Raw genomic sequence first — 24,108 nt, 5'->3', positions numbered from 1 at the left:
ACATGCACCATGTCGCTCGGCCAGCGGACGAAGGGACGAAGCGAACAACAGCCGCTTCCCGTGGTAGGACTCAAAGACGGTACGTGGCCCACCCCCGGCCTTGTCAACCCACCCCCGACGAGTCGTCGCACCCGCCCCGGCGTGTCGCGGCGGCACCACCGCGACGGCAAACCCGAACCACCGCACGCCGACCCCCACGACCACCGCCGTCCACCCTGGTCAAACGAGCAACGACCGCACCAGCCCCCGAGCCGCCACCGGGTGCTCCTCGGCGAGCAACCCGGCCGCCGCCAGCACATAGTCGGTGTCCACCACCGGCCGGGCCGCCCGCGGCAACGCCCACCCACCGGCATGGTCGGTCAACACCGCCTCCAACACCCCGGCCCCGTCGGTGGCCGGGGCATGCCGCAACACCCCACCCGAACCGACCAGCAGTCGCACGTCCCGCAGATCCCGGCCGGCCCGCTCACCGGTACCCACCCCACGGGCATGCCGACGCAACGCCACCGTCGCCGCCAACGCCGCGATCCGCGCATCGACGGCCCGCCCAGCCGCGTCACCCGGCAGGAACCCGGGATCGGCGGCCCGCACCGCGGCCTCGGCCGCCAACCCGTCGACCGCCCCCGCCGCGAGCAGACGTTCCTCGACGGCCGCCCGCACCACCCCCGGGGCGCTCCACCGCACCCCCAGGTCCCCCTCGACCGTCCGAGCCCGCCACAGCTCACCGGCCACCTCCCGGCCCGGCCCACTGGCCCGCTCATCCGGCGTGAGCACCGAATACACGTCCGTCGTCGCGCCACCCACGTCGACCACCACCAGATCACCGCCGGCCACGTCGGCCAGCACCTCCACCCCCGACAGCACCGCATCCGGCGTCGCCGCCCGCACCAACCGGGCGAACCGGCCACCCCGCGACAACCCCTTACCGCCGATCACATGCCGCAGGAACACCTGCCGGATCGCCGACCGCGCCGACAACGGCGCCAACACCCCGATGCGGGGCAGCACATTGTCGGCCACCGTCACCGGCACCCCCGCCCCGGCCAACAACCCGTACAGATCGGCACGGACATCGACGTTGCCCGCCAACACCACCGGCACCCGCCACCGGGCCCGCGCCAACCGCGTCGCGTTGTGCGTGAGCGTCTCCGCGTCGCCGCCGTCGGTGCCCCCCACCAGCAGCACCACGTCCGGGCGGGCCGCCCGCAACGCCGTCAACTCCGCCCGACCCAGCCGCCCGGCCGCCACATGCACCACGTCCGCCCCCGCCGACAGGCCGACCCGCCGACCCGCCTGCGCGGTCACCAACGGCTCGTAGCCGATCACCGCCAGCCGCAACCCGCCGCCCGCCGACGAACACACCAGCCACGGCGCCTCACCCGACCCGAGCCCGACCGTGGCCGCACCCACCGCCGCGTCCAGGCCGCGCAGCACATCCGACCCCACCGTGGTCGGCGCCGCCGCCGCCGACACCAGCCCACCACCGTCGAGATCGACCACCGCCACCTTCGTGTACGTCGAACCGACGTCGGCGCAGACCGCGACGTTCACACCGCGGCAGGCACGACCACCGTGCCGGTCGCCGTCACCGCCACCAACGGCTCCGCCAACACCTCCGCCGCCGACGAACCCCGATCCGGCCGACCCCGACACACCACCCGCGCCTCGAAGTCGATGGTCCGGCTCCGGGTACCCACCCGGGTCACCGTCGCCACCACCTCCAGCACGTCACCGGCCCGCATCGGCGCCCTGAACTGCACATCCGAGTACGACGCGAACAACCCCTCGTCCCCGTCGGTCCGGATACACACCTCGGTGGCCGCATCCCCGAACAGACCCAACGCGTACGCCCCGTCGACGAGATCACCCGCGTAGTGCGCGTGCGCGTACGGCACATAACGCCGATGCGTCACCGTCACACCCAACCGCCGGTCAGTCATGCCACCGTCGCCTTCCTACCCGTGATCAACGCGTGGACCAGGTAGGACGCCACCTCACCCGGAGTCGTACCCCGACCGAAGATCCGATCCACCCCCAGCTCAGCGGCCTGCGACTCGTCGAAACGAGGCCCACCCACAATCAACAACGGCCGCCGCCCCACCGGCATCGCCTCCCGGAACGCCGCCGACATCTCCCGCGTGTTGTGCAGATGCGCATCCCGCTGCGTCACCACCTGCGACACCAGCACCGCATCGGCCCGCGCCACCCGCGCCGCCTCCACCAACTCCGGCACACTCACCTGCGCACCCAGGTTCGTCACCGACAACTCCCGGTAATACTCCAGACCCTTCTCCCCCGCGATCCCCTTCACATTGAGAATCGCGTCGATGCCCACCGTGTGCGCGTCCGTGCCGATACACGCCCCCACCACCGACAACTTCCGCCGCAACCGCCGCTTGACGACCGCGTTGACCTCCTTGGCGCCCAGCAACGGAAAATCCCGCTCCACCACCCGCACCGCCGACAGGTCCACCAGATGGTTCACCCGCCCGTACACCACGAAGAAGGTGAACCCGTCACCGATCGGCTTCGCGTGCACCAGCAACGCCGGGTCCATGCCCATCTTGTTCGCCAACTGCACCGCCGCACCCTCGGCCCGCTTGTCATGCGGCACCGGCAACGTGAACGACACCTGCACCATGCCGTCACCGGTGGTGTCCCCGTACGGCCGAACGATCTTCTGCTCGCTCACGGCCGGACCTCCTCGGACCGCGACAACGGCACCCGACCGCCCACACCCGGCTGCTCCAGGATCTCCGTGACCGGGTTGTAGTAACCCGCCTCATGCCGCGCCACCCCGTCCAGACCCTTACCCCGATCCGCCGGCCGCTTCATGATCCCGAACGTCCCCTCGGCGATCGCCGTCAACAACGACTGCGCACCGACCCGCTCCAACAACTCCACCGCCTCGGCCAGCACCCGATGGGCGCGCTGCTGGATGAACCCACCCGGCGCCGGCACGAAATCCTCGTGCAACCCACCCGCCGCCCCGAGCACGTACCGCACGTTCTGCAGGGCGATGTCCCGATCCGACAACCACGGCGTCACCACCGCCTCCGTCATCATCCCCACCAGCAGGATGCCCTGCCCCGTCATGGTGCCCACCAGATTGAAGAACCCGTCCAGCAGATTCCCCCGGAACACGTCCCCGGTCATGTGCTTCGTCGGCGGCATCCACTTCAACGGCGCATCCGGAAACAACTCCCGCGCCAGCAACGCGTGCGCCAACTCCAAGCGAAACGACTCCGGCACATCCGGGTTGATCTCAAAAGCGTGCCCCAACCCCAACTGCCAGTCCGCCAGCCCCGCCTCATGCGCGAAATACTCGTTCAGCAACTGCGACACCGTCACCGTGTGCGCCTCGTCCACCGCATCCGCAGTGGTCAGGTAGTTGTCCTCACCGGTGTTGATGACGATGCCCGCCCGTGCGTGCACCTGCCGCGAAAACCGCTGATCCACGAACGTCCGCACCGGATTGATGTCCCGGAACAGAATCCCGTACATCGAATCGTTGAGCATCATGTCCAACCGCTCCAGACCCGCGAGCGTCGCCATCTCCGGCATGCACAACCCCGACGCGTAATTCGTCAGCCGCACATACCGACCCAACTCCTTCGACGACTCGTCCAACGCCGCCCGCATCAACCGGAAGTTCTCCTGCGTCGCGTACGTGCCCGCGAACCCCTCCCGGGTCGCCCCCTCCGGCACATAGTCCAGCAACGACTGCCCCGTCGACCGGATCACCGCGATCACATCCGCCCCGGCCCGCGCCGCCGCCTGCGCCTGCGGAATGTCCTCGTAGATGTCCCCCGTCGCCACGATCAGATAGATCCACGGCCGCTGCCTCGGATCCCCGTACCGCTTCACCAGCCGGTCCCGCTCGGCCCGCCGCCGATCGATCCGCCGGACCCCCGCCGCCACCGCCTTACGGGCGGCCCGCCGTGCCGCCGTCGCCGCCCGACCGGACGGCACCTGGAACCGCACCGACCCCGCCGCCGCCTTCTGCGCCAGCAACGTCACATCAGTGGTCTGCTCCCGCAGCAACGCGTCGAACACCGGCAACGCCACCCCGGAACCCAACCCGACATCCGCCACCACCGCATCCACCAGCCGGTTCACCCACGGAATACCGTCCGGATCCGCGCCGACCACCCCGGCCAGCCGCAACACCGCCCGCTCCACCGACACCGTGGTGTGGCTACGCGCCAACTCCACCACCGGCCGCCCGGCCCGCCGCGCCAACTCCCGCGCCCGCGCCACCAGCACCGGATCCAGATCAAGCTTCCCCGTCACGCGGACCCTTCCTCATAGATCACCTCACCGCGCAGCACCGTGCGCCGGCACACCGGCAACGGCGTCGGATCACCCGCGCCACGCGCCTCCGGATCCGCGGCCTGCAACACCGGCAACCCCCGCTCCACCCCACCCGGCGTGGACCACACCGCGAACGTCGCCGGCGCACCCAACGCCAGAACTCCCTCGTTGTCCAGATGCACCGCCCGCCAACCACCCCGCGTATGCGCCGCGAACGCCGCCCGCACACTCATCCGCTGCACCGGGTTGTGATGCGCCACCGCCGCCCGCACCGAACCCCACGGATCCAACGGCGTCACCGGCGAATCCGACCCGAACGCCAACGCCACCCCGACCCCGTGCATCGCACCCATCGGATTCGACGCCAACGACCGCGCCAACCCCAACCGCGACTCGTACATCCGGCCCGCGCCACCCCACAACCGGTCGAACGCCGGCTGCATCGACGCCACCACCCCGAACTCCACGAACCCGGCGATCAACCGCCGATCCACGATCTCCGCGTGCTCCACCCGATGCCGCGCCGCCCGCAACCGATCCGTACCCAACCGCCGCGCCGCCCCCGCGAAACCCTCCAGCACCGTCGACACCGCCGCGTCACCGATCGCATGGAACCCGCCCTGCATCCCGTGCGCCGCACAATCCAACAAATGATCACGAACCTGATCCGCGCTCAGATAACCGTGACCACACCCGTCACCATCGACATACGGCTGCGACAGATGCGCCGTCCGTGAACCCAACGCACCATCGGCGAACAGATCACCACCGGCACCGACCGCACCCAACTCCCGCGCCCGAGCCGCACCACCCAACTCACCCCAGTACCCGTACACCTCCGGCACCCCCGCCCCGGAAACAGCCAACAGGCCGGTGAAATCCTCCTCGTCGGAAATCTCCGGCCCACCACACTCGTGCACCGCCGCGATCCCCACCGACGCCGCATGCCCCAACGCCACCCGCTGCGCCGCCACCCGCTGCGCCCGCGTCACCGACGCCCGCGCCACCGCCCGCACCACATGATGCGCGTCCCGACGCAGCCAACCCGACTCGTCGTACCCCGGGGCCGCCACCGCCTCCGGACACGCCGCCAACAACGCCTCCGACACCAACGCCGAATGAATCGACGCCTGCGACAGGTACACCCGCCGACCATCGGCCGCCCGCCCCAACTGCGCCGCCGACGGCGGCTGCGCCACCGCCCACGTCGACTCGTCCCACCCGTGACCCAGCACCACCGCGTCCGCCGGCAGCCCCGCCGCGTACGCCGACACCGCGTCCAACAACTCACCGGCCGACCGCGCACCGGACAGATCCAGCCCAGACAACACCAGACCCGTGTCGCTGACATGCACGTGCGCGTCCACGAAAGCCGGCGTCACCAACGCACCGTCCAGCTCCACCACCCGGTCCGCCGACGGAGCGTCGGCATCCGAACCCAGCCACACGATCCGCCCGTCACGGACCAGCAACGCCGTCGCGGACGGATCCGCCGGGCAGTGCAACACACCAGCGCGGTACAACGTCGAGGGGTTGTTCGTCATGAGCTCAGTCTGCCGCCAGCCGAGCCTCGAACAGCCCACGCACCCCCGGCTCACCCCGCAGCAGACCCAACGCCAACTCCGCGTGCCCCGGCACGTACCCGTTGCCGACCAGCATCGTCACGTCCGCCGCCAGACCCTCCGCGCCCAACGCCGCCGCCGCGAAGCTCGTCGCCATCGAGAAAAAGATCACCGTGCCGCCGTCCGCGGTCGCCAACACCGCACCGTGCTCACAACCCGGCACGTCCACGCACACCACCGTCACGTCCGCCGGCACCCCGAGCGCCGAGGTCACCGCCGTCGACAACGCCACCGGATCACGGGCGTCGGCCAACACCACCGCATCGGCCAGACCCGCCGCCACCAGCGCGTCGCGCTCCGCGACCACCGGAACCACCCCGACCGTACGGCCCGCGCCCGCCCGCCGCGCCGCCGCCAGCGCCAACGAACCGCTCTTGCCCGCGCCGCCGACCACCGCCACCGTCACCGGTCGGGCATCCCCCTCGACCGCCCGCTCGGTCACGTACCGGGACACCACCCGCGACGTCAACGCCGGCGCGCCGCACACGTCCAAAACCGCCAGAGACAGCTGCGGATCCAGATCCCCCGGCAGCACCGCCGCGACCGACCGGGCGAACAGAATCGCCCACCCCGCACACGGCACCTGCTCGCTCCGGCCATCCCAGCCGGCCAACCCGTCGGTCACCACCAGCGGAGTCAACGTCAGCGACACCAGCGTGGCCACCCGCTCGCCCGCCTTGAGCCCCAACGGCGAACGTCGACCCGCCTCCTCGACCGTGCCGATCAGCATGCCGCCCGACCCGGTCACCGGGTTCTGCATCTTTCCCCGGGTCGCGATGATGTCGAGCACCTCGGCCCGGATCGCGTCGCCGTCCCCGTCGTGCTTGACGGACAGCTGCCGGAAACTCGCCGCGTCTAGGTTCAGCCGCTCCACCCGGATCCGCACCTCGTTCGGCGCGATCTCCGGACGCGTGTCGAGCCGCCAGGCCGCCTGCGGCAACACGCCCCCGGGCTCCAGGACGCGATGCAGACCCACCGGTGACGTCACGCCAACCTCCCCTGTCTGACCGCCTGAAGCTTCGCCTTGGACTCGCATGGCGGGAAAACTTACGGCAGAATAATTTCTCAACCGAAATTTTTCCAGTAGCCTTCGGTTCGCCGATCATCCAGGCAGACCAGAGGAGGGGCCGTGACCCAGACCCGACCGCCGGTGCAGACCATCCCGGCACCCCCGCCGGCCCCCACCACCCTCAGCGGCCAGCCCTACGAATACCGCCGCAGACCACTCGTCGAACCCGACTGGACCCGCTTCCCCGGCTGGCGTGACGTCACCCGCGACCAGTGGGAAAGCGCCCAGTGGCAACGCGTCAACTGCGTCAAGAACATCAAGCAGCTGCGCACCGTGCTCGGCGACACCGTCGACGACACCTTCTACGCCGACCTCGAAGCCGACCAGCGCGCCCTGGCCACCATGTCCATGCTGGTGACCCCACAAATGATCAACACCATGGCGCCGCACGGCCCACCCACCACCGACGCGCTGCTCGCCGACCCGATCCGGCGCTACATGATCCCCGTCGCCTCCGACCGACGCACCGACTGGCCGTCCCACCCCTACGCCACCCGCGACTCCCTGCACGAACACGACATGTGGGTCGCCGAGGGCCTCACCCACCGCTACCCCACAAAGGTCCTCGCCGAACTGCTCTCCACCTGCCCGCAGTACTGCGGGCACTGCACCCGCATGGACCTGGTCGGCAACTCCACCCCCACGGTGGACAAGCTCAAGCTCAGCCTGAAGCCCGTGGACCGCTACGACGCCCACATCAGCTACCTCCGCGCCCACCCCGGCGTACGCGACGTCGTGGTCTCCGGCGGTGACGTGGCCAACGTGCCCTGGCGCAACCTTGAGTCGTACCTGATGCGCCTGCTGGAGATCGAAACCATCCGCGACATCCGGCTCGCCACCAAGGCCCTCATGGGCCTGCCCCAGCACTGGCTGCAACCCGACGTCGTCGAGGGCCTGGAACGGGTCGCCCGCACCGCCGCCCGCCGCGGCGTCAACCTCGCCATCCACACCCACGTCAACCACGCCCAGTCGCTGACCCCGCTGGTCGCCCGGGCCGCCCAGACCGCCCTCGACATCGGCGTCCGCGACGTACGCAACCAGGGCGTGCTCATGCGCGGAGTCAACGCGACAAGCACCGACCTGCTCGACCTCTGCTTCGCACTACAGGGCGAGGCGGGCATCCTGCCCTACTACTTCTACATGTGCGACATGATCCCCAACGCCGAGCACTGGCGGGTGCCGGTCTGGCACGCCCAGCAGCTCCAGCACGACATCATGGGCTACCTGCCCGGGTACGCCACCCCACGGATCGTCTGCGACGTGCCCTTCGTCGGAAAGCGCTGGGTGCACATGGTCACCGAGTACGACCGGGAGCGCGGCATCTCCTACTGGACGAAGAACTACCGCACCTCCATCGAATCCGCCGACCTGGAGGCACTGAGCAAGCGCTACGCCTACTACGACCCGATCGACACCCTCCCGGAGGCCGGTCAGCAGTGGTGGCGCGTCCACCGCGACGACTGAACCAGCTCAGCTCCCGGCCGGGCGGCACCTCCTCCGCCGACCCGCGCCACACCGCGAAGCGGGCCGCCGGATCATTCCGGCGGCCCGCTTCCGTACCGAGCGATCACTTGTTGAAAGCGTCCTTCGCGTTGCGCCCGGCCTCCTTGACGTTCTCACCGGCCTGACGGGCGCGAGCATCGCTCTGCTGGCTGGCGCCCTCGGCCCGCATGCGCTCGTTGTCTGCCATGTCGCCGATCCGCTCCCTGGCGGCACCGCTCAGTTCCTCGACCTTGTTCTTCGCCTTGTCGGTGAAGCTCATGTCGCCTCCCTGCCTGTTCGGCGGTAGAGCGGAGCAGATCGCTCCGCTCTCTGTGGTGTCCCCCGGTGTTGTGGCCTGAAACGGCCTGGCCAGCCCAGTGGTGGCTGGCACATCCGCTAAGCCGTCCTAGGACACTAGGGGTATGGTGGAACCTGGTCGGATCCACGGTGCCGGCTGGTCAGGGGCGATCCCGTCGCCGCCCGGCATCGGACCGGGTGTCCTGGTTGACTGGGGGGCATGGGCCAACGAATCCACCCGGTCGACGCGGTGCGCTCTTTCCGGGCCGGGCAGCGGCGGGGTGCGACGGCATGAACGACATCCTGCTCGTCCGGCACGGCGAGACCACGTGGAGCGCGAGCCGCCGCCACACCTCGTACACCGATCTCAATCTCACGCCCGACGGTGAGCGGCAGGCCCGCGCGCTCGGGCCGGTCCTCGCCGGGCGGCGGTTCGTCGCGGTGCTGACCAGCCCACGGATCCGGGCGCTGCGCACCGCGCAGCTGGCCGGACTGGCCGTCAGCGGCTCCGACGACGACCTCGCCGAATGGAACTACGGCGACTACGAGGGCCGCACCACCGCGGAAATTCAGGACGAACGGCCCGGGTAGAGCGTCTGGACCGACGGATGCCCGGGCGGCGAGTCGCCCAGCGAGGTGGGAGAACGCCTGGACCGGCTGCTCGCCCGGCTGCACCCCCTGCTCGACCGAGGCCCCGTCGCGTTGGTCGGACACGCGCACGCGTTACGCGTGCTGGGTGCCCGGTGGGTCGGCCTGCCACCGTCCGCGGGCGGGCTGCTCCGCCTGGACACCGCCACCCTCAGCCTGCTCGGCCACGAACACGGCCGGCGGGTGATCCTCCGCTGGAACCAACCCGTCACCCAGCCGGCCGAGCCGGCCGCCGGGTCAACCGGTCGGCACTGACCCGTCGGATTGCCGCTCCGGCAAGCAGGCCGGAGCGGTGCCCGAACAGCACCGGCTCCGGCCGGCGCGAGGCCAGGCCGGAGCCGGTACGGCAACCGCAGTCGAACTCAGAGGTAGCGTGACGCCTCGTCCAGGAAATGCTGGGCGTAGCGCTCCGGCGGGATGTCGCCGAGGTAGTACTTCTTGATGTCCTGTCGGGTGGAGGCCAGCGGGTCGGCGCCGAGGAAATCGTCGAGGATCGCGTCGAGCCCCTTGACCCGGCCGCTGTGGGCGTCGATGACGTAGCTGGCCCGCCCCAGCGGGAACTCGTCGGTGAACGTGTCCGCCGGCGTCGAGACGGCCACCATGGCGAAGGGCTTCTCCGAGTACAGGTAGTCGGCCACCACACTCGACACGTCCGACACCATCGCGTCCGACGCGTTGAAGCAGTCCATCACCGACATCTTCACCTCGGCCTGCTTGCCGAACACGTGCGGCCGCCCGTTGGCCTTGCGGTCCTCGGCCAGCAGCGCCTGGATCCGCTCACACTCACGGCCCAGCGCCGGATTCCGGTTGCTGTACGGGTGCGGCCGGAAGACGATGCTGCAACCGCGCTCGACCAGCGCCTTGACGATGTCGTAACCGACGTGCAGTGACGAGTAGTTGGAGTCGGCGTAGAAACCCGCCCAGGTCGGCGCGTAGAGCACCCGGGGATTGGCGATCGAGGCGATCGGCTTGGCCGCCACCGCCACGTTCTCCACCTGGGGTCGCCCGACGACGCTGAACATCTCGATCGGCATTTTCACGCCGTTGGCCGCGAAGCGGTCGATCGCGGCCTGGCCGGCGACGAAGTTCTTGTCGTACATCCGGAAGACCGGGTTGTGACTCGGCACCTTGTCGCTGTCGCCGTGGTTGAGCTGGATGTGCGTCAGGTTCGTGTACCGCAGGAGGTGGTTGTTCTTCGTCGCGGTGTTCACGTAGAAGGCGGCCCGCATGGACGGGGTGACCACGGCGTCCATGTCCTCCAGGGCGGTGCGCAGCACCACCGGGGCCTTGGTCAGCGCCGCCACCTCGTTGAAGTTGGCCTCACCGCGCACCAGCACGAAGAATTTGCGACCGAGACGCTCCAGGTAGGGCAGCCACATCGCGATCTGGTACGCGGTGCCGGCCGGTGCGGTCCAGTGCACCACGAACGCCGGTTCGTAGGCGGTCAACGCCTTGGTGAGGTTCTGCTCACTGGTCCGCCGCGCCCGAACCCGGCCCAGCCCCTGCCACATGGTGAACAGCGACAGGCCGAGCGCGACCGCCGACACCGCCGCGGCGATCACCCCGAGGCTGCCGACGAAGGCGCAGACGAGCGCCACCAGCACCGCGGCACCGTTGACCAGCACCGCGCGGCTCGTGTTCGGACGCCGGTAGGGCCGCGCGCCGATCCCCGGCAGATTCGCCGTCACCGGGTACGCGGCACGGGAGATGAACCCCATCGGTGTCTCGCTGAGCACCGCCAAGCCGGCCAGGGCCACGCCGACGGCGAGCACGGGATCGACGCCGCCGTGCACCGCGCCGAGCAGGTACGCGCTGGCCAGCAGCAGGACGCGCGGTACGGCGCCCTTCGAGGTGGACACCGCTCCCGCGCGCCACGTCCAGGCCAGCAACCCGGCCGCCAGCACGGCCGGCGGCAACGCCCAGAGCCGGGAACCGCCCACCGCCGCCAGCAGCAGCGCGGCGAGCGCCGACACGTCGATCGCCGTGGAGGTGATGCGCCCTCCCGTCTTCGACGCCACCCATGCCCCTAGTCGGGACGTGTTCGGAGCCGCAGTCGTCACCGCCGGCCCCCCGTGGACAACGGGTTGATCCGCAGCACCCGGCCCATCCGACCCCGCCAGCTCGCCAGCGACTCCTGCTGCACCTTGAGTTCCTTTTCCAACTCGGTTACCCGCTCCTCAAGCGTCCTCTGTCCGCGCGGTTCGCGGAACGGTGGTTCGAATTCGTAGGCGCGGCGCTCCAGGTCGCCCTCGTGCCCCTGCCGCAGCCAGCGCAGCCGGGACATCACCTGGCGGCGCCCAACCACGTCCGAGGCCATCAGCGTGTGCACCGGGCCGGGGAACGGGGCGGCGGCGAGCGCCTCGTCGTAGGCCGGGTTCTCCTTGCCCGGTTGGAACACGTGCTCGAGGTCGTTGTGCTCGAGGAACCGCACGTAGGTCTCGAAGGTCTCGGCCTGACGGGGACCGAAGGCGTCGAAATCCGCTTCCTCGTAGAGCCGCTGCGCGTCGACATCCGGCGGCAGCTCCGAGTAGAGGCGGTACGGAATGCCGTGGTACTCGGAGAGTTCGACGGTGCGGGAGTCGTGCGCCAGCACCACGGACGGCGTGCCCGCCAGCACGCCCGCGACGTTGCCGTGGATGCGCGTGCCGAAGGCAAAGTGCTGCTCGGCCATGAAGTCGACCCAGGTCGAGGCATCCACGAAGAACCGCATCCGGTCGTTCTCGTACAGCGGATGGTCGGTGTGGATCGGCATCCGCTTGTTGGGGACCTTGGCCGGATTCTCGCCCCACAGCATGAGCGCCAGCCGATGATGCTGCTGCGGCACGATGACGCTGTTGGGGTACCGGTCGGTGTTCGCCTCGACCAGTCGGTCAACGCCCTTGACCTTCGGCGTGTACGAGATGGCGATCGGGCTGTCGTAGGTCAGCCGGTCCACCTTGCGCACCAATGGTCCCAGCGGCCCGTTACCGAACATCGACGGGCAGCCGATCACCCGCACGTGCTCGTCGCCGAAGCCGAGGTACTTCAGCATGCGTGCCGTGTACTCACCGCGCACACCGATGGAGGCCGACCGGTTGAGAACGGCCCGGGTGAACCGCGTGACGATCTTCTTGTAGTTGTCGGGCAGCGAGTCGAACTCGGTGCCGTACGGCAGCTGCGCGCCGATGCCGACGACCGTGACCGGGATCTTCAACCGCTCGATGACCTTGGCGAGACGCTCCAGGTGCGGCAGGAAGGTGTCCCGGTACGAGTTCGCCATCGGCAGGACGAACCGGTCGAACTCCTCGTTGGTCCGGTTGATGTAGGTGCCCAGGTGCACCGGACGCTCATGCACGTACGAGTTGGCGACCACCTCGGCGCCGGGCACGCTCAGGACCCGGAACACCGCGCTGTAAAACAGCATGTTCCCAGAGTTTGACCCGAAGACACCCAACCGAGAGGTGGACAGGCTTTGCTCGTGGGACAGCACGGTCAACGGGCTCTTGCCGGCGCGGATGAGAATGCGTGTCATGAGCGGACTCCGGCCGCCGGCTGGCTGGAACGCGATCGCATCGATCGGTACATCTCATCCTCCCCTTCGAGACACGCGAGGCGACCCGGACATCGGGCGGCACGAACCGTCCCCGCGTCCCGGTCATGATCCGGGTCTCGCCTTCCGCCGAATCAGGGATGGATCCTAGCCCCGTCTCCTGGGTCGCGGCGGCACCGGGTGTTCCGGGTCAGTCCGCCTGCGCGCCCGCTGCGGCGGGCGGTACGCCCCGGGTGCGAGGTAGCGCCGCCGGGTCGAGGATGATCTTGGGCGGTCGGTGCTCGTACGGGGTGGACAGCACCACTGTCGTCCGGGTGGTGACGTTGGCCGCCGTCCTGATCTCCTGGAGCACCCGCTCCAGGTCGACCGGACCGGCCACCCGGACCAGCAGCAGGTAGAAATCCTCTCCCGCCACCGAGTAGCACGAGTCGATCTCCGGCAGGTGAGCCAGCCGTTCCGGCGCGTCATCCGGCTGGGACGGATCGAACGGCCGGATCGCCACGAACGCCGTCAGGGGCAGGTCCAGCGCCTCGAAGGAGACCCGCGCGGCGTAGCCCTTGATCACCCCACGCTGCTCCAGCCGACGCACCCGCTGATGCACCGCCGAGACCGACAGGCCGACCTTCTCCGCCAGGTCCGTGTACGACAGTCGGCCGTCCGCGGTCAGCGCCACCACGATGGCGCGGTCGATCTCCTCCACGGCGTGCAACCTACCGGGTACGACAGGCCGACGCGACTGACAAACCCGCCCACCGTCGCGTTCGGCGGGCGGATGGTCGCGTTCGGTCAGCCCTTCGCCAGCGCCCGGGAGATCACCAGCCGCTGGATCTGGTTGGTCCCCTCCACGATCTGCAGCACCTTCGCCTCCCGCAGGTACCGCTCGACCGGATGGTCGGCGACGTACCCCGCGCCGCCGAGCACCTGCACCGCGTCGATGGTCACCCGCATCGCCACGTCCGTGGCGAACAGCTTCGCCTTGGCCGCCTCGATCGAGTACGGCCGCCCGGCGTCGCGTAGCCGGGCCGCGGCCAGGGTCAACGCCCGCGCGGCGGAGATCTGGGTGGCGAGGTCGGCCAGGGTGAACCCGAGCCCCTGGAAGTCGATGATCGACCGGCCGAACTGCTCGCGTTGCCGGGCGTAGTCCACCGCGTAGTCCAGCGCCGCCTGGGCCAACCCGACCGCGCAGGCCGCGATGCCCAACCGACCCGAGTCCAGGGCCGACATGGCGATGGGGAAACCCGCCCCGTCGCCGCCGATCAGCCGGTCGGCCGGCACCCGGGCCTCGTCGAAGACGACCTGCGCCACCGGAGAGGAGCGCAGCCCCATGGTGCGCTCCGCGGCCTGCGGGTGGATGCCCGGCGTGGCCCGGTCGGCGAGCAGGCAGGAGACGCCCTTCGGACCGGGGCCGCCGGTGCGGCAGAAGACGTTGTAGAAGTCGGCCACCTGCGCGTGGGTGATCCACGCCTTGGTGCCGGTGACCACATAGCCGTCGCCGTCGCGCACCGCCCTGGTGGTCAGCGCCGCGGCGTCCGAACCGCCCTGCGGCTCCGACAGGCAGTACGCCCCGAGCAACTCGCCGCCGATCATGTCGGGCAGCAGCTTGCGCTGTTCCTCACTGCCGAACGCGGCGACCGGGTGACAGGACAGGGTGTGCACGCTGACCGCCTCGGCCACGGCCAGCCAGCGGCCGGCCAGGATCTCCAGCACCTGCAGGTAGACCTCGTACGGTTGGGCGGCGCCGCCGTACTCCTCCGGATACGGCAGGCCGAGCAGTCCCGCCCGGCCCAGCGTGCGCAGCACCTCCCGGGGGAACTCGGCCCGCTGCTCGTACTCGGCCACCTTCGGCGCGAGTTCCCGATCGGCCAGCTCGGTGGTCAACTCCAGCAGGTCGCGGGCCTCGTCGGTGGGCAGGATCCGGTCGACAGTCATAGCGCGATGAGCTCCGTGGGGGTGGTGTTGAGCCGTCGTACGCCGTCCGTCGTGCAGACGACGATGTCCTCGATCCGGGCGCCGTGCCGCCCGGCCAGGTAGATGCCCGGTTCGACGGAGAAGGCCATTCCCGCCGCCAGTGGGCGGTTGTTGCCGGCCACCACGTACGGCTCCTCGTGGCCGTCCAGGCCGATGCCGTGGCCGGTGCGGTGCAGGAAGGCGTCCCCGTAGCCGGCCACCGTGATCGGATCGCGGGCGGCGGCGTCGACCGCGGCGGCGCTCACCCCGGGGCGGACCGCCTCGACGGCGGCGAGCTGCGCCCGGTGCAGCACCCCGTAGTAGTCCGCGAACTCGGCCGGTGGTGGCCCACCTGGGCAATAGGTGCGGGTGCAGTCGGAGCGGTAACCCGAGGGCATGGTGCCGCCGATGTCCACCACGACCGGCTCACCCGCGCCGATCGGGCGGTCGGAGGTGCCGTGATGCGGGCTGGCGCCGTTCGGCCCGGCGGCCACGATGACGAAGTCGACAGTGACATGGCCTTCCGCCCTGATCGCGGCGGCGATGTCGGTGGCCACCTCCACCTCGGTCCGCCCCGGGCGCAGCCACTCCCCCATCCGGGCGTGCACCGCGTCGATCGCCGCGCCGGCCTCGGCGAGCGCCTCCACCTCCGCGGCCGACTTGTGGATGCGCAGCTCCCGCAGGACCGCCGAGGCGAGCCGCTGCCGGGCGTCGGGGAGCACCGCACGCAGCGCCAGCACCTGCTCGGCCCACATCCGGTCGGCCAGCCCGACCGCGCCGACCGGCCCGCCGAGAGCGGCGGTCACCAGTGGGTACGGGTCGGTGCCATCGGCATGGTCGACGATGCGTACCCCGGTGGCCGGTGCCGGGGAGGCCTCGGCCGCCGGTCGTTCCAGGGTCGGCACGATCAGCGTCGGCTCGCCTTCGGCGGGCAGCACCAGCAGGGTCAGCCGCTCACCGGCGTGGGCGTCGTAACCGGTCAGGTAGCGCAGGTCCGAGCCGGGGCTGAGCAACAGCGCGTCCAGCCCGGCGGCGGTGACGGCACGCTGCGCGGCGGCCAGCCGCCCCGGCGGATACAACTCCTCGAACCCCACACCGCTAGCTTAACGGTCGTTTGGGCCGGTCGGCGCGGCCGGTGCCGAGCCGTCGCGCAGAAACGGTCAGGAATCGAGAAGCACCAACCAGCGGGACGTCACTAGCTTGACCAGGGTAGATGCCCGGCCGGGCAACCGCTCGGGCCGGTGTGGCGATTCGCCCGGGAGGTTCTTGATGAGTTGGCACAACTGGATCCGGCAGGCCCACCGGTGGCTGGCGATCACGTTCACGGTGACCGTCATCGTCACCTTCGTCGCGCTCGCGCAGGAGAATCCGGTCGTCTGGATCTCCTACGTACCGTTGCTGCCGCTCGCCCTGCTGCTGATCACCGGCCTGTACCTGTTCGTGCTGCCGTACGTCGTCAGGCGACGCGGCGGGCGAGGTACGGCCGGTGCGAGCTGACGGCGCGACCGGATCAATCCATCAGCCAGAGGCAGAACGGGTGGCCGTCCGGGTCCAGGCAGACCCGGACGTCCTCCTGCGGCTGAAAATCGGCAAGGCTCGCACCGCAGGCCAACGCGTGCTCCAGCGCCGCCGGCAGGTCGTGCACCCCGATCTCCAGATGCATCATCATCTGCTGCTGGCCGGCCTGCGCCGGCCAACTCGGCCGCACGTACGCGCGTTCCCGCTGGAAGGACAGCCCGACCCCACCGTCGGCGGCACGCAGGATCACGTCGTCGGCCTCCTCGACCGCGATGTCCCAGCCGAGCAGGCGCGCGTAGAAGCGGGCCAGGGCCGCCGGGTCGGGCGTGTCGAGGTTGACCGTGGTCAGCGTCAGCCGGGTCGGTACGGTCATCGGCTCCTCCTTCGTCGCTGCGCCGGCTCGCACCGTCGACCTGCCGTGCGCCGTGAAAGTCGGTGCGGTGTGCCAGGCTGTCGGACGTGACAGCGCAGACCCCGATCATGCTCATCGACGCGCCCAGTCTCTACTTCCGGGCGTACTTCGGCATTCCCGAGTCCGCCGCGAGGACGGCCGACGGCCAGCCGGTCAACGCGGTGCGCGGGTTCCTCGACATGCTCGCCCAGTTGGTGCGCACCCGGCGGCCGGGGCGGATGGTGTGCGCGATGGACCACGACTGGCGGCCCGACTGGCGGGTCGCGCTGCTGCCGTCGTACAAGGCGCACCGGGTGGCGCCCGAGGGTGGCGAGGTGGTGCCGGACACCCTCTCCCCGCAGGTGCCGATGATCCTTGAGGTGCTCGACGCACTGGGTGTGACAGTGGTCGGCGCGACCGGCTACGAGGCCGACGACGTGCTGGGCACCCTCTCGGTCACCCAGCCCGGGCCGGTCGAGGTGGTCTCCGGAGACCGGGACCTGTTCCAGCTGATCGACGACGCCCGGGGCGTACGACTGCTCTACGTCGGGCGGGGGGTGGCCAAGCTGGACGACTGCGACGACGCCGCCGTGCGGGCCCGCTACGGCGTGCCGGCCGACCGGTACGCCGAGTTCGCCGCGCTACGCGGCGACCCGTCCGACGGGTTGCCCGGGGTGGCCGGCGTCGGTGAGAAGACCGCCGCCCGGCTGGTCGACAGGTACGGCGACATCGCCGGCATCCTCGCTGCCCTGGACGATCCGGCCGCCGGCTTCGCGCCCGGGTTGCGCGCCAAGCTCGACGCGGCCCGGGACTACCTGGCCGTGGCGCCGAAGGTCGTCAAGGTCGCGCTGGACGTACCGCTGCCGCCGCTGGCCACCGAGCTGCCGGTGTCGCCGGCCGACCCGGAACGGCTGCTCGACCTGGCCGAGCGATGGAACCTCGCCGGCTCCACCCGACGCCTGGTCGACGCGCTCGCCACCCGCACCACGACGAGCTGACCCGCTTCCAGGTCGGCTCGGGCGACCATCCGGCCCCGGGGGCGACCGGTCGCGTCGCGGGTCAGACGACCTCGCGCAGGTAGCCGTCGATGGCGGCGGCCAGGATCTGCTCGCCGGGGCGTGCCCAGACCTCGGCGTTGAAGACCTCCACCTCGATCGGGCCGGCGTAGCCGGCCGCGTCGACCTCCTCGCGCAGTCGACGTAACTCGATACAGCCGTCCCCGGGCAGCGCCCGGCCGAGCAGCACCCCCTCCGGCAGCGGGGTGATCCAGTCGCAGACCTGGAACGCGGCGATCCACTCCCCCGCGCGGGCGATCTGGTCGTGGACGGTGTCGTCCCACCACACGTGGTACGCGTCCACCACCACACCGACCACGCCCGGGTCGAACCGCTCGGCGATGTCCAGCGCCTGACCGAGGGTGGCGATCACGCACCGGTCGGCGGCGAACATCGGGTGCAGCGGTTCGATGGCCAGGGTCACCCCGGCGGCGTCGGCGTGCGGGGCGAGTTCGGCGATCGCGTCGGCGACCCGGGCGCGGGCGCCGTCGATGTCCCGGCTGCCGGCGGGCAGGCCGCCGGAGACCAGGACCAGCACCGGTGCGCCGAGCGTGGCCGCCTCGTCGATGGCGCGCAGGTTCTGCTCCCGCCAGTCGTCGGCGGTGAAGAACCCGCCCCGGCACAGGGTGGTGACCGCCAGCCCGGCGTCGCGGACCAGTTTCGCGGCGCGGCCGAGACCGTACGCGGCGACCGGTTCCCGCCACAGGCCGACGCCCGGTACGCCGGCGGCGACACAACCGGCCACCACGTCCGGCAGCGGCCAGTGCTGGGCGGTCGCCTGGTTGAACGAGAACCGGCGCAGGGCCGCCCGGCTCGCCGGCCCGGCCCCGTGAGCAGGCCCGGCCCTGTGAGCAGGCCCGGCCCTGTGAGCAGGCCCGGTCACTGGGGCACCCCGGCCACGGTGAAGAAGGCCCGGGCGCGGGCGGCAGCCAGCTCGGCGTCGGGCAGCAGCCCGGCGGCGTCGGCGAGGCTGAGCAGGGTGCCCAGGTGCTCCGGTGAACGGCCGGACTGCAATCCGCCGACCATCGTGAAGTGCTCCTGATGCCCGGCCAGCCAGGCGAGGAAGACGATGCCGGTCTTGTAGTACCAGGTGGGTGCGGCGAACAGGTGCCGGGCCAGCGGCACGGTAGGAGCGAAGATCTCGTCGTACCGGGTCAGGTCACCGCGGTCGAGGGCGGCGAACGCGGCCGACGCGGCCGGCGCGATGGCGGCGAAGACCCCCAACAGCGCGTCGGAGTGGCCGGCGTCGTCGCCCCGGATCAGTTCCGGGTAGTGGAAGTCGTCGCCGGTGTAGAGGCGTACGCCCGCCGGCAGCCGGCGGCGCAACGCCACCTCACGCCCGGCGTCGAGCAGCGACACCTTGATGCCGTCCACCCGGGACGCGTGGGCCTTGAGCAACTCGACGACGGTGTCGGCGGCCAGGTCCAGGTCGGCGGTGCCCCAGTAACCGGACAGCGCCGGGTCGAACATCGGACCGAGCCAGTGCAGCACCACCGGCCCGTCGGCGGCGTGCAGCAGCTCGTCGTACACCCGCAGGTAGTCCTCGGGGCCGCGGGCGGCGGCGGCCAGGTGCCGGCTGCACATCAGCACCGGCACCGCCCCGGCGGCCTGCACGTCGTCGAGCTGCGCCCGGTAGGCGGCGGTGACCTCGGCGAGCGTCGCCGGGCCGGGCGGCAACTGGTCGGTGGTGGCTCCGGCGACGATCCGCCCACCGACGGAGCGGGCCTCCGCCGCGCTGCGGCGGATCAGTTCCCGGGTGGCCGGGTAGTCCAGGCCCATGCCGCGCTGCGCGGTGTCCATCGCCTCGGCCACCCCCAGGCCGTAGGACCACAGGTGCCGACGGAAGGCGAGGGTGCGGTCCCAGTCCAGGACCGCCGGGGTGCCCGGGGTGTTGTCGGCGGCCGGGTCGGCCACCACGTGCGCGGCGGCGTACGCGACGCGGGTGCGCGGCGGGCCGTCGGGGCGGGGATGCCCGCTGCCGCCGGACAGCCGGATCCGCCGGCCGCCGGGCAGCGTCACCTCGGTGCCGCTCACACCGCCGCTACCGAGCCTGCTGGTTCGCTCGCTCACAGGGCCAGCTCCGGCACCTCGACGCGACGTCCCTCACGGGCCGACAGCAGGCCCAGTTCGGCCAACTGCACGCCACGGGCGCCGGCCAGGAAGTCCCACGGGAACGGTTCGCCGGTGGCGACGTGCCGCAGGAACGCCTCCCACTGCACCTTGAACCCGTTGTCGAAGTCCTCGTTGTCCGGCACCTCCGTCCACTGCGAACGGAAGTCCTCGGTGGCGGGCAGGTCAGGGTTCCAGACCGGCTTCGGGGTGACCGCCCGGTGCTGCACCCGGCAGCGCCGCAGCCCGGCCACCGCGCTGCCCTCGGTGCCGTCGACCTGGAACTCGACCAGCTCGTCGCGGTGCACCCGGACGCACCAGGACGAGTTGAGCTGGGCGATGACGCCGCCCGCCAGCTCGAAGGTGCCGTAGGCGGCGTCGTCGGCGGTGGCCTCGTAGGGCCGCCCGGCCTCGTCGACCCGCTGGGGAATGTGGGTGGCGATGGTGGCCGAGACGCTGCGTACCTCGCCGAACAGCTCCGCGAGCACGTAGTGCCAGTGCGGGAACATGTCCACCACGATGCCCCCACCGTCGGCGGCACGGTAGTTCCACGACGGGCGTTGTGCGGGCTGCCAGTCGCCCTCGAACACCCAGTAGCCGAACTCGCCGCGTACCGACAGCACCTGGCCGAAGAAGCCGCCGTCGAGCAGTCGCTTGAGCTTGCGCAGCCCCGGCAGGAAGAGCTTGTCCTGCACCACGCCGGTGCGTACGCCGGCCGCCCGGGCGGCACGCGCCAGGTCCAGGGCGGCGGCGGTGTCCTCGGCGAGGGGCTTCTCGGTGTAGATGTGCTTGCCGGCCTCGATGGCCTGTCGGATGGCCTTCTCCCGCTGCTGGGTCACCTGCGCGTCGAAGTAGATCTGGATGTCGTCGCGGGCCAGGGCGGCGTCCAGGTCGGTGGTCCAGTCGTCCAGGCCGTGCCGTTCGGCGATCTCGCGCAGCTTGGCCTCGCTGCGGCCGACGAGGACGAGATGCGGCCAGACGGTGGTGGCGTCGGCCAGCGGCACGCCACCGGCGGAACGGATGGCCAGCAGGGAGCGCACCAGATGCTGCCGGTATCCCATCCGGCCGGTGACGCCGTTCACGATGATGCCGATCGACCTGCGGGTCATGGGGGTCCTTCCGTCGGACGGCGCTCGTATCGGACAGGTAAGCGCTTTCCTGAACAGGTTAGGCCGTGCCTCCACGCCCAGGCAAGGGCTTGCCCGGCGGCTCGCGCGCGTCTTCCGAGGGAACCGGCCCTGGTCGCGGCGAGCGTCCATCTCCTCGCCCGGGGCACCGTCCCCGACCGCGCGGCGGAGACCGGACGGGACCGCCCGGACCCGCGGCCTTGACCTGCGCTAACCACGCCCCGGAAAAGGCTCCGCGCTGCGGTACGGTGTCGCTGGTCGCCGCGACAGCGGCCGGCGCGACGCGTGAGGGGGCGGGTGTGGCGACGCTGTCCGATGTGGCCCGACGGGCCGGTGTCTCACCCGCCACGGCCTCACGCGTAATCAACGGCAGCAGCAAGCCGGTCACCGAGGATTTGCGTGAACGGGTGCTGCAGGCCGTCGCCGAGTTGCAGTACGTGCCCAACGCGCACGCCCAACTGCTGGCCCGGTCGCACCGCGGCGCGGTCGGGGTGATCGTGCACGACGTCTCCGACCCGTACTTCTCGGAGATCACCCGCGGTCTGCAACGGGTCGCCACCGACCAGGGCCGCCTGTTGATGATCTGCAACAGCTACCGCGACCCGGAGCGGGAACTGGAGTACGTCGAGCTGTTGCGGGGCCAGCAGGTCGCCGCCATCGTCCTGGCCGGCTCGGGATACCACGACGCCGACTTCACCCGGCTGCTCAACGGCAAGCTCGCCGCGTACGAGGCCACCGGTGGCCGGGTCACGGTCATCGGCCGCCACGAGCACTCCGGTGACGCGGTGATGCCGGACAACCGGGGCGGTGGCGAACTCCTCGGCCAGGAGCTGTGCCGCCTCGGCCACGAACACATCGGTGTGGTGGCCGGGCCCCGCGTGCTGACCACCATCACCGACCGGCTCACCGGGTTGCGCGCGGCACTCGCCGAACACGGCCGGGACCTGCCGGAACACCGCGTCCGGTACGCCGATTTCGACCGTGACGGCGGCGCCGAGGCCACCGCCGCGCTGCTCGACGCGGAGCCCGGCCTGACCGCGATCGCGGCGCTCAACGACTCGATGGCCATCGGCGCCCTGGCGCTGCTGCGCGCCCGCGCGGTGCCGGTGCCGCAGCAGGTCAGCGTCTTCGGGTTCGACGACATGCCGATCGCCCGCGACGTCACGCCGGCGCTGACCACGGTCCGACTGCCACTTGTCGAGATGGGTGCCCGGGCGATGGCCCTGGCCCTCGACCCGGGAGCCGCCGGCCCCAGGGTCGAGTCGCTCGCCGCGGACCTGATCCGCCGAGACAGCTCCGGACCCGCCCCGAGGTGACGCGTCGCAGGCCCCGCCTCCGGGCGGGGACACGTCGCCGACCGATGCGGTGCGATGCCCAGCGGCCCGCCGAGGGCTCGTCTACCGCCACCTAAAACGTTATCGTGAGTGATCATCGTTAGGAGCCCCATGCCCCGCGCGCACCTCACCATCAACCCGGCCTTCACCATCGGCCCGGTCCGTCGCCGACTCTTCGGCGGTTTCGTCGAGCACCTCGGTCGCCACATCTACGACGGCATCCACGAGCCCGGGCATCCGAGCGCCGGACCTGACGGGTTCCGGCGCGACGTGATCGATCTGGTCAAGGAGCTCGGGGTCAGCACGGTCCGGTACCCGGGCGGCAACTTCGTCTCCGGCTACAACTGGGAGGACGGTGTCGGGCCGGTGGCCGAGCGGCCGCGCCGGCTCGATCTCGCCTGGCACTCCACCGAGACCAACGAGGTCGGCCTGCACGAGTTCCAGCACTGGCTCGACCTGGTGGGCAGCGAGCTGATGCTGGCCGTGAACCTCGGCACCCGAGGCCCGAAGGAAGCCGTCGAGCTGCTGGAGTACACCAACCTGCCGGCCGGCACCGCCCGCGCCGCGCAACGGGCCGCCAACGGCCGGGAGAAGCCGTTCGGGATCGCCATGTGGTGCCTCGGCAACGAGATGGACGGCCCCTGGCAGCTCGGCCACCGCGACGCCACCGACTACGGCAAGCTCGCGTCGATGACGGCGAAGGCGATGCGGCAGGTGGACCGGGATCTGGAGCTGGTCGCCTGCGGATCGTCCGGCCGCGGCATGCCGACCTTCGGTGAGTGGGAACGCGTGGTGCTGACCCACGCCTACGACGACGTCGACTACATCTCCTGCCACGCGTACTACCAGGAACACGACGGGGATCTCGCGAGCTTCCTCGCCTCCGGGGTCGACATGGACACCTACATCGAGTCGGTGGTCGCGACCGTCGACCACGTACGCACGGTCAAGCGGTCGTCCAAGCGGGTGGACCTCGCGTTCGACGAGTGGAACATCTGGTACATGAGCCGGTGGCAGGAACAGGCCCGCACGTTCACCATCGACGAGTGGCCGGTCGCACCACGCCTGCTGGAGGACCGGTACACCGTCGCGGACGCCGTGGTCCTCGGCGGTCTGCTGATCTCCCTGCTCAACCACGCCGACCGGGTCACCTCGGCGAACCTCGCGCAGCTGGTCAACGTCATCGCGCCGATCATGACCGAGCCGGGCGGGCCGGCCTGGCGGCAGACCACGTTCTTCCCGTTCTCGGTGACCTCGCACGCCGCCCGGGGCGACGCGCTGCGGGTGCTGGCCGACGCCGACGAGACGACGACCGCCACCTTCGGCTCGGTGCCGGTGGTGGCCGCCGCCGCGACCAGCGACGGCACCGAGCTGACGGTGTTCCTGCAGAACCGGCACCTCACCGAGGCCACCACCGTGACGATCGACCTCGGCGCGTTCCAGCCGACCGGCACGGTCGCGGCCCGGGGAATCTGGGACACCGATGTACGCGCCGCCAACGACCTGCGTGACCCGCACCGGGTCGGGCTGCGGACCAACGACACCGCGCGGCTCTCCGGCGGTCTGCTCACCGTCGAGCTGCCGCCCGTGTCGTGGACCGCGCTCACGGTCGGGCACGCCGAGCCCGGCAAGGCCTGACCGCTGCGGCGGTCGGCCCGTATCGTCT

21 protein-coding genes and 1 pseudogene are annotated in these 24,108 nt (G+C 71.0%); 6 read left to right on the top strand and 16 right to left on the bottom strand.

Annotated features, from left to right (window positions below):
• Positions 1-219: 219 nt before the first annotated feature.
• From KBX50_RS00225 to KBX50_RS00200, 6 genes are read right to left on the bottom strand one after another with little or no spacing between them, the layout of a single operon-like run.
• A complete protein-coding gene (locus KBX50_RS00225) occupies positions 220-1,551 on the bottom strand; it encodes a glutamate mutase L (RefSeq protein WP_210933548.1) in 1,332 nt (443 codons plus the stop codon).
• Complete coding sequence (locus KBX50_RS00220; RefSeq protein WP_210933547.1) at positions 1,548-1,940, bottom strand: hotdog domain-containing protein; 393 nt, start codon at positions 1,938-1,940, stop codon at positions 1,548-1,550. The genes KBX50_RS00225 and KBX50_RS00220 overlap by 4 nt, the downstream gene beginning before the upstream one ends.
• Positions 1,937-2,692: an OAM dimerization domain-containing protein gene (locus KBX50_RS00215; RefSeq protein WP_210933546.1), complete on the bottom strand. Its 756-nt coding sequence runs from the start codon at positions 2,690-2,692 to the stop codon at positions 1,937-1,939. The genes KBX50_RS00220 and KBX50_RS00215 overlap by 4 nt, the downstream gene beginning before the upstream one ends.
• Complete coding sequence (locus KBX50_RS00210; RefSeq protein WP_210933545.1) at positions 2,689-4,293, bottom strand: lysine 5,6-aminomutase subunit alpha; 1,605 nt, start codon at positions 4,291-4,293, stop codon at positions 2,689-2,691. The genes KBX50_RS00215 and KBX50_RS00210 overlap by 4 nt, the downstream gene beginning before the upstream one ends.
• Positions 4,290-5,858 (bottom strand): amidohydrolase, encoded by a 1,569-nt coding sequence (locus tag KBX50_RS00205; protein ID WP_210933544.1) that lies wholly within the window; start codon positions 5,856-5,858, stop codon positions 4,290-4,292. The genes KBX50_RS00210 and KBX50_RS00205 overlap by 4 nt, the downstream gene beginning before the upstream one ends.
• Before the next feature lie 4 nt (positions 5,859-5,862).
• Positions 5,863-6,972 (bottom strand): zinc-binding alcohol dehydrogenase, encoded by a 1,110-nt coding sequence (locus tag KBX50_RS00200; RefSeq protein ID WP_210933543.1) that lies wholly within the window; start codon positions 6,970-6,972, stop codon positions 5,863-5,865.
• Between the two features lie 93 nt (positions 6,973-7,065).
• On the opposite strand from KBX50_RS00200, the gene KBX50_RS00195 reads away from it, so the two are divergent.
• The gene (locus KBX50_RS00195) at positions 7,066-8,469 is read left to right on the top strand and encodes a KamA family radical SAM protein (RefSeq protein WP_210933541.1); all 1,404 of its coding nucleotides are present in this window, start codon (positions 7,066-7,068) and stop codon (positions 8,467-8,469) included.
• Positions 8,470-8,572: 103 nt separating this feature from the next.
• Here the strand turns inward: KBX50_RS00195 and KBX50_RS00190 are convergent, their stop codons facing one another.
• Complete coding sequence (locus tag KBX50_RS00190; RefSeq protein WP_210933539.1) at positions 8,573-8,767, bottom strand: CsbD family protein; 195 nt, start codon at positions 8,765-8,767, stop codon at positions 8,573-8,575.
• Positions 8,768-9,075: 308 nt separating this feature from the next.
• On the opposite strand from KBX50_RS00190, the pseudogene KBX50_RS00185 reads away from it, so the two are divergent.
• Positions 9,076-9,687: pseudogene (locus KBX50_RS00185) on the top strand (histidine phosphatase family protein).
• 107 nt (positions 9,688-9,794) lie between these two features.
• On the opposite strand, the gene KBX50_RS33485 reads toward KBX50_RS00185, so the two are convergent.
• The 5 genes from KBX50_RS33485 to KBX50_RS00160 all read right to left on the bottom strand — a co-directional run bounded on the left by KBX50_RS33485 (position 9,795) and on the right by KBX50_RS00160 (position 16,002).
• Entirely contained in the window at positions 9,795-11,450 is a 1,656-nt protein-coding gene (locus KBX50_RS33485) for a CDP-glycerol glycerophosphotransferase family protein (RefSeq protein WP_210933538.1), read from the bottom strand.
• Between the two features lie 38 nt (positions 11,451-11,488).
• A complete protein-coding gene (locus KBX50_RS00175; protein WP_210933537.1) occupies positions 11,489-12,835 on the bottom strand; it encodes a polysaccharide pyruvyl transferase family protein in 1,347 nt (448 codons plus the stop codon).
• 316 nt (positions 12,836-13,151) lie between these two features.
• Positions 13,152-13,661, bottom strand: a complete 510-nt coding sequence (locus tag KBX50_RS00170; protein ID WP_210933536.1) for an Lrp/AsnC family transcriptional regulator — start codon at positions 13,659-13,661, stop codon at positions 13,152-13,154.
• 86 nt (positions 13,662-13,747) lie between these two features.
• Positions 13,748-14,890 carry an acyl-CoA dehydrogenase family protein gene (locus KBX50_RS00165; RefSeq protein ID WP_210933535.1) on the bottom strand — a complete coding sequence of 381 codons (1,143 nt, stop codon included), beginning with the start codon at positions 14,888-14,890 and terminating at the stop codon, positions 13,748-13,750.
• Positions 14,887-16,002, bottom strand: coding sequence for a Xaa-Pro peptidase family protein (locus KBX50_RS00160; protein WP_210933534.1), 1,116 nt, complete (start codon positions 16,000-16,002; stop codon positions 14,887-14,889). Before KBX50_RS00160 ends, KBX50_RS00165 begins: the two co-directional genes overlap by 4 nt.
• Before the next feature lie 175 nt (positions 16,003-16,177).
• On the opposite strand from KBX50_RS00160, the gene KBX50_RS00155 reads away from it, so the two are divergent.
• Positions 16,178-16,405, top strand: a complete 228-nt coding sequence (locus KBX50_RS00155) for a hypothetical protein (protein ID WP_210933533.1) — start codon at positions 16,178-16,180, stop codon at positions 16,403-16,405.
• A 13-nt stretch (positions 16,406-16,418) separates the two neighbouring features.
• Here the strand turns inward: KBX50_RS00155 and KBX50_RS00150 are convergent, their stop codons facing one another.
• Positions 16,419-16,799 carry a VOC family protein gene (locus tag KBX50_RS00150; protein ID WP_210933532.1) on the bottom strand — a complete coding sequence of 127 codons (381 nt, stop codon included), beginning with the start codon at positions 16,797-16,799 and terminating at the stop codon, positions 16,419-16,421.
• 107 nt (positions 16,800-16,906) lie between these two features.
• On the opposite strand from KBX50_RS00150, the gene KBX50_RS00145 reads away from it, so the two are divergent.
• Positions 16,907-17,815, top strand: a complete 909-nt coding sequence (locus tag KBX50_RS00145; RefSeq protein WP_210934332.1) for a 5'-3' exonuclease — start codon at positions 16,907-16,909, stop codon at positions 17,813-17,815.
• Between the two features lie 61 nt (positions 17,816-17,876).
• Here KBX50_RS00145 and KBX50_RS00140 read toward each other — a convergent pair whose 3' ends face one another.
• The 3 genes from KBX50_RS00140 to KBX50_RS00130 form a co-directional block, all read right to left on the bottom strand.
• Positions 17,877-18,674 (bottom strand): sugar phosphate isomerase/epimerase, encoded by a 798-nt coding sequence (locus KBX50_RS00140; RefSeq protein ID WP_210934331.1) that lies wholly within the window; start codon positions 18,672-18,674, stop codon positions 17,877-17,879.
• 77 nt (positions 18,675-18,751) lie between these two features.
• Positions 18,752-19,942 carry a dihydrodipicolinate synthase family protein gene (locus KBX50_RS00135; RefSeq protein ID WP_374224553.1) on the bottom strand — a complete coding sequence of 397 codons (1,191 nt, stop codon included), beginning with the start codon at positions 19,940-19,942 and terminating at the stop codon, positions 18,752-18,754.
• Positions 19,939-21,090, bottom strand: coding sequence for a Gfo/Idh/MocA family protein (locus KBX50_RS00130; RefSeq protein WP_210933531.1), 1,152 nt, complete (start codon positions 21,088-21,090; stop codon positions 19,939-19,941). The genes KBX50_RS00135 and KBX50_RS00130 overlap by 4 nt, the downstream gene beginning before the upstream one ends.
• A 317-nt stretch (positions 21,091-21,407) precedes the next feature.
• On the opposite strand from KBX50_RS00130, the gene KBX50_RS00125 reads away from it, so the two are divergent.
• Positions 21,408-22,424 (top strand): LacI family DNA-binding transcriptional regulator, encoded by a 1,017-nt coding sequence (locus KBX50_RS00125; RefSeq protein ID WP_210933530.1) that lies wholly within the window; start codon positions 21,408-21,410, stop codon positions 22,422-22,424.
• A 129-nt stretch (positions 22,425-22,553) separates the two neighbouring features.
• The gene (locus KBX50_RS00120) at positions 22,554-24,080 is read left to right on the top strand and encodes an alpha-N-arabinofuranosidase (RefSeq protein ID WP_210933529.1); all 1,527 of its coding nucleotides are present in this window, start codon (positions 22,554-22,556) and stop codon (positions 24,078-24,080) included.
• Positions 24,081-24,108 lie beyond the last annotated feature (28 nt).

This window comes from Micromonospora sp. C51 (assembly GCF_018070435.1).
GTDB lineage: Bacteria > Actinomycetota > Actinomycetes > Mycobacteriales > Micromonosporaceae > Micromonospora > Micromonospora sediminimaris.
Note: the sequence above shows the minus strand (reverse complement) of the source record. Positions and strands in the feature narration are given on the sequence as shown.

Bases quoted from the DNA above. Each gene is read 5' to 3' on its own strand.
- KBX50_RS00120 (WP_210933529.1), top strand. From the start codon at position 22,554: ATGCCCCGCGCGCACCTCACCATCAACCCGGCCTTCACCATCGGCCCG.
- KBX50_RS00130 (WP_210933531.1), bottom strand. From the start codon at position 21,090: ATGACCCGCAGGTCGATCGGCATCATCGTGAACGGCGTCACCGGCCGG.
- KBX50_RS00175 (WP_210933537.1), bottom strand. From the start codon at position 12,835: ATGCTGTTTTACAGCGCGGTGTTCCGGGTCCTGAGCGTGCCCGGCGCC.
- KBX50_RS00205 (WP_210933544.1), bottom strand. From the start codon at position 5,858: ATGACGAACAACCCCTCGACGTTGTACCGCGCTGGTGTGTTGCACTGC.
- KBX50_RS00155 (WP_210933533.1), top strand. From the start codon at position 16,178: ATGAGTTGGCACAACTGGATCCGGCAGGCCCACCGGTGGCTGGCGATC.
- KBX50_RS00220 (WP_210933547.1), bottom strand. From the start codon at position 1,940: ATGACTGACCGGCGGTTGGGTGTGACGGTGACGCATCGGCGTTATGTG.
- KBX50_RS00150 (WP_210933532.1), bottom strand. From the start codon at position 16,799: ATGACCGTACCGACCCGGCTGACGCTGACCACGGTCAACCTCGACACG.
- KBX50_RS00190 (WP_210933539.1), bottom strand. From the start codon at position 8,767: ATGAGCTTCACCGACAAGGCGAAGAACAAGGTCGAGGAACTGAGCGGT.
- KBX50_RS00200 (WP_210933543.1), bottom strand. From the start codon at position 6,972: ATGCGAGTCCAAGGCGAAGCTTCAGGCGGTCAGACAGGGGAGGTTGGC.
- KBX50_RS00165 (WP_210933535.1), bottom strand. From the start codon at position 14,890: ATGACTGTCGACCGGATCCTGCCCACCGACGAGGCCCGCGACCTGCTG.
- KBX50_RS00145 (WP_210934332.1), top strand. From the start codon at position 16,907: ATGCTCATCGACGCGCCCAGTCTCTACTTCCGGGCGTACTTCGGCATT.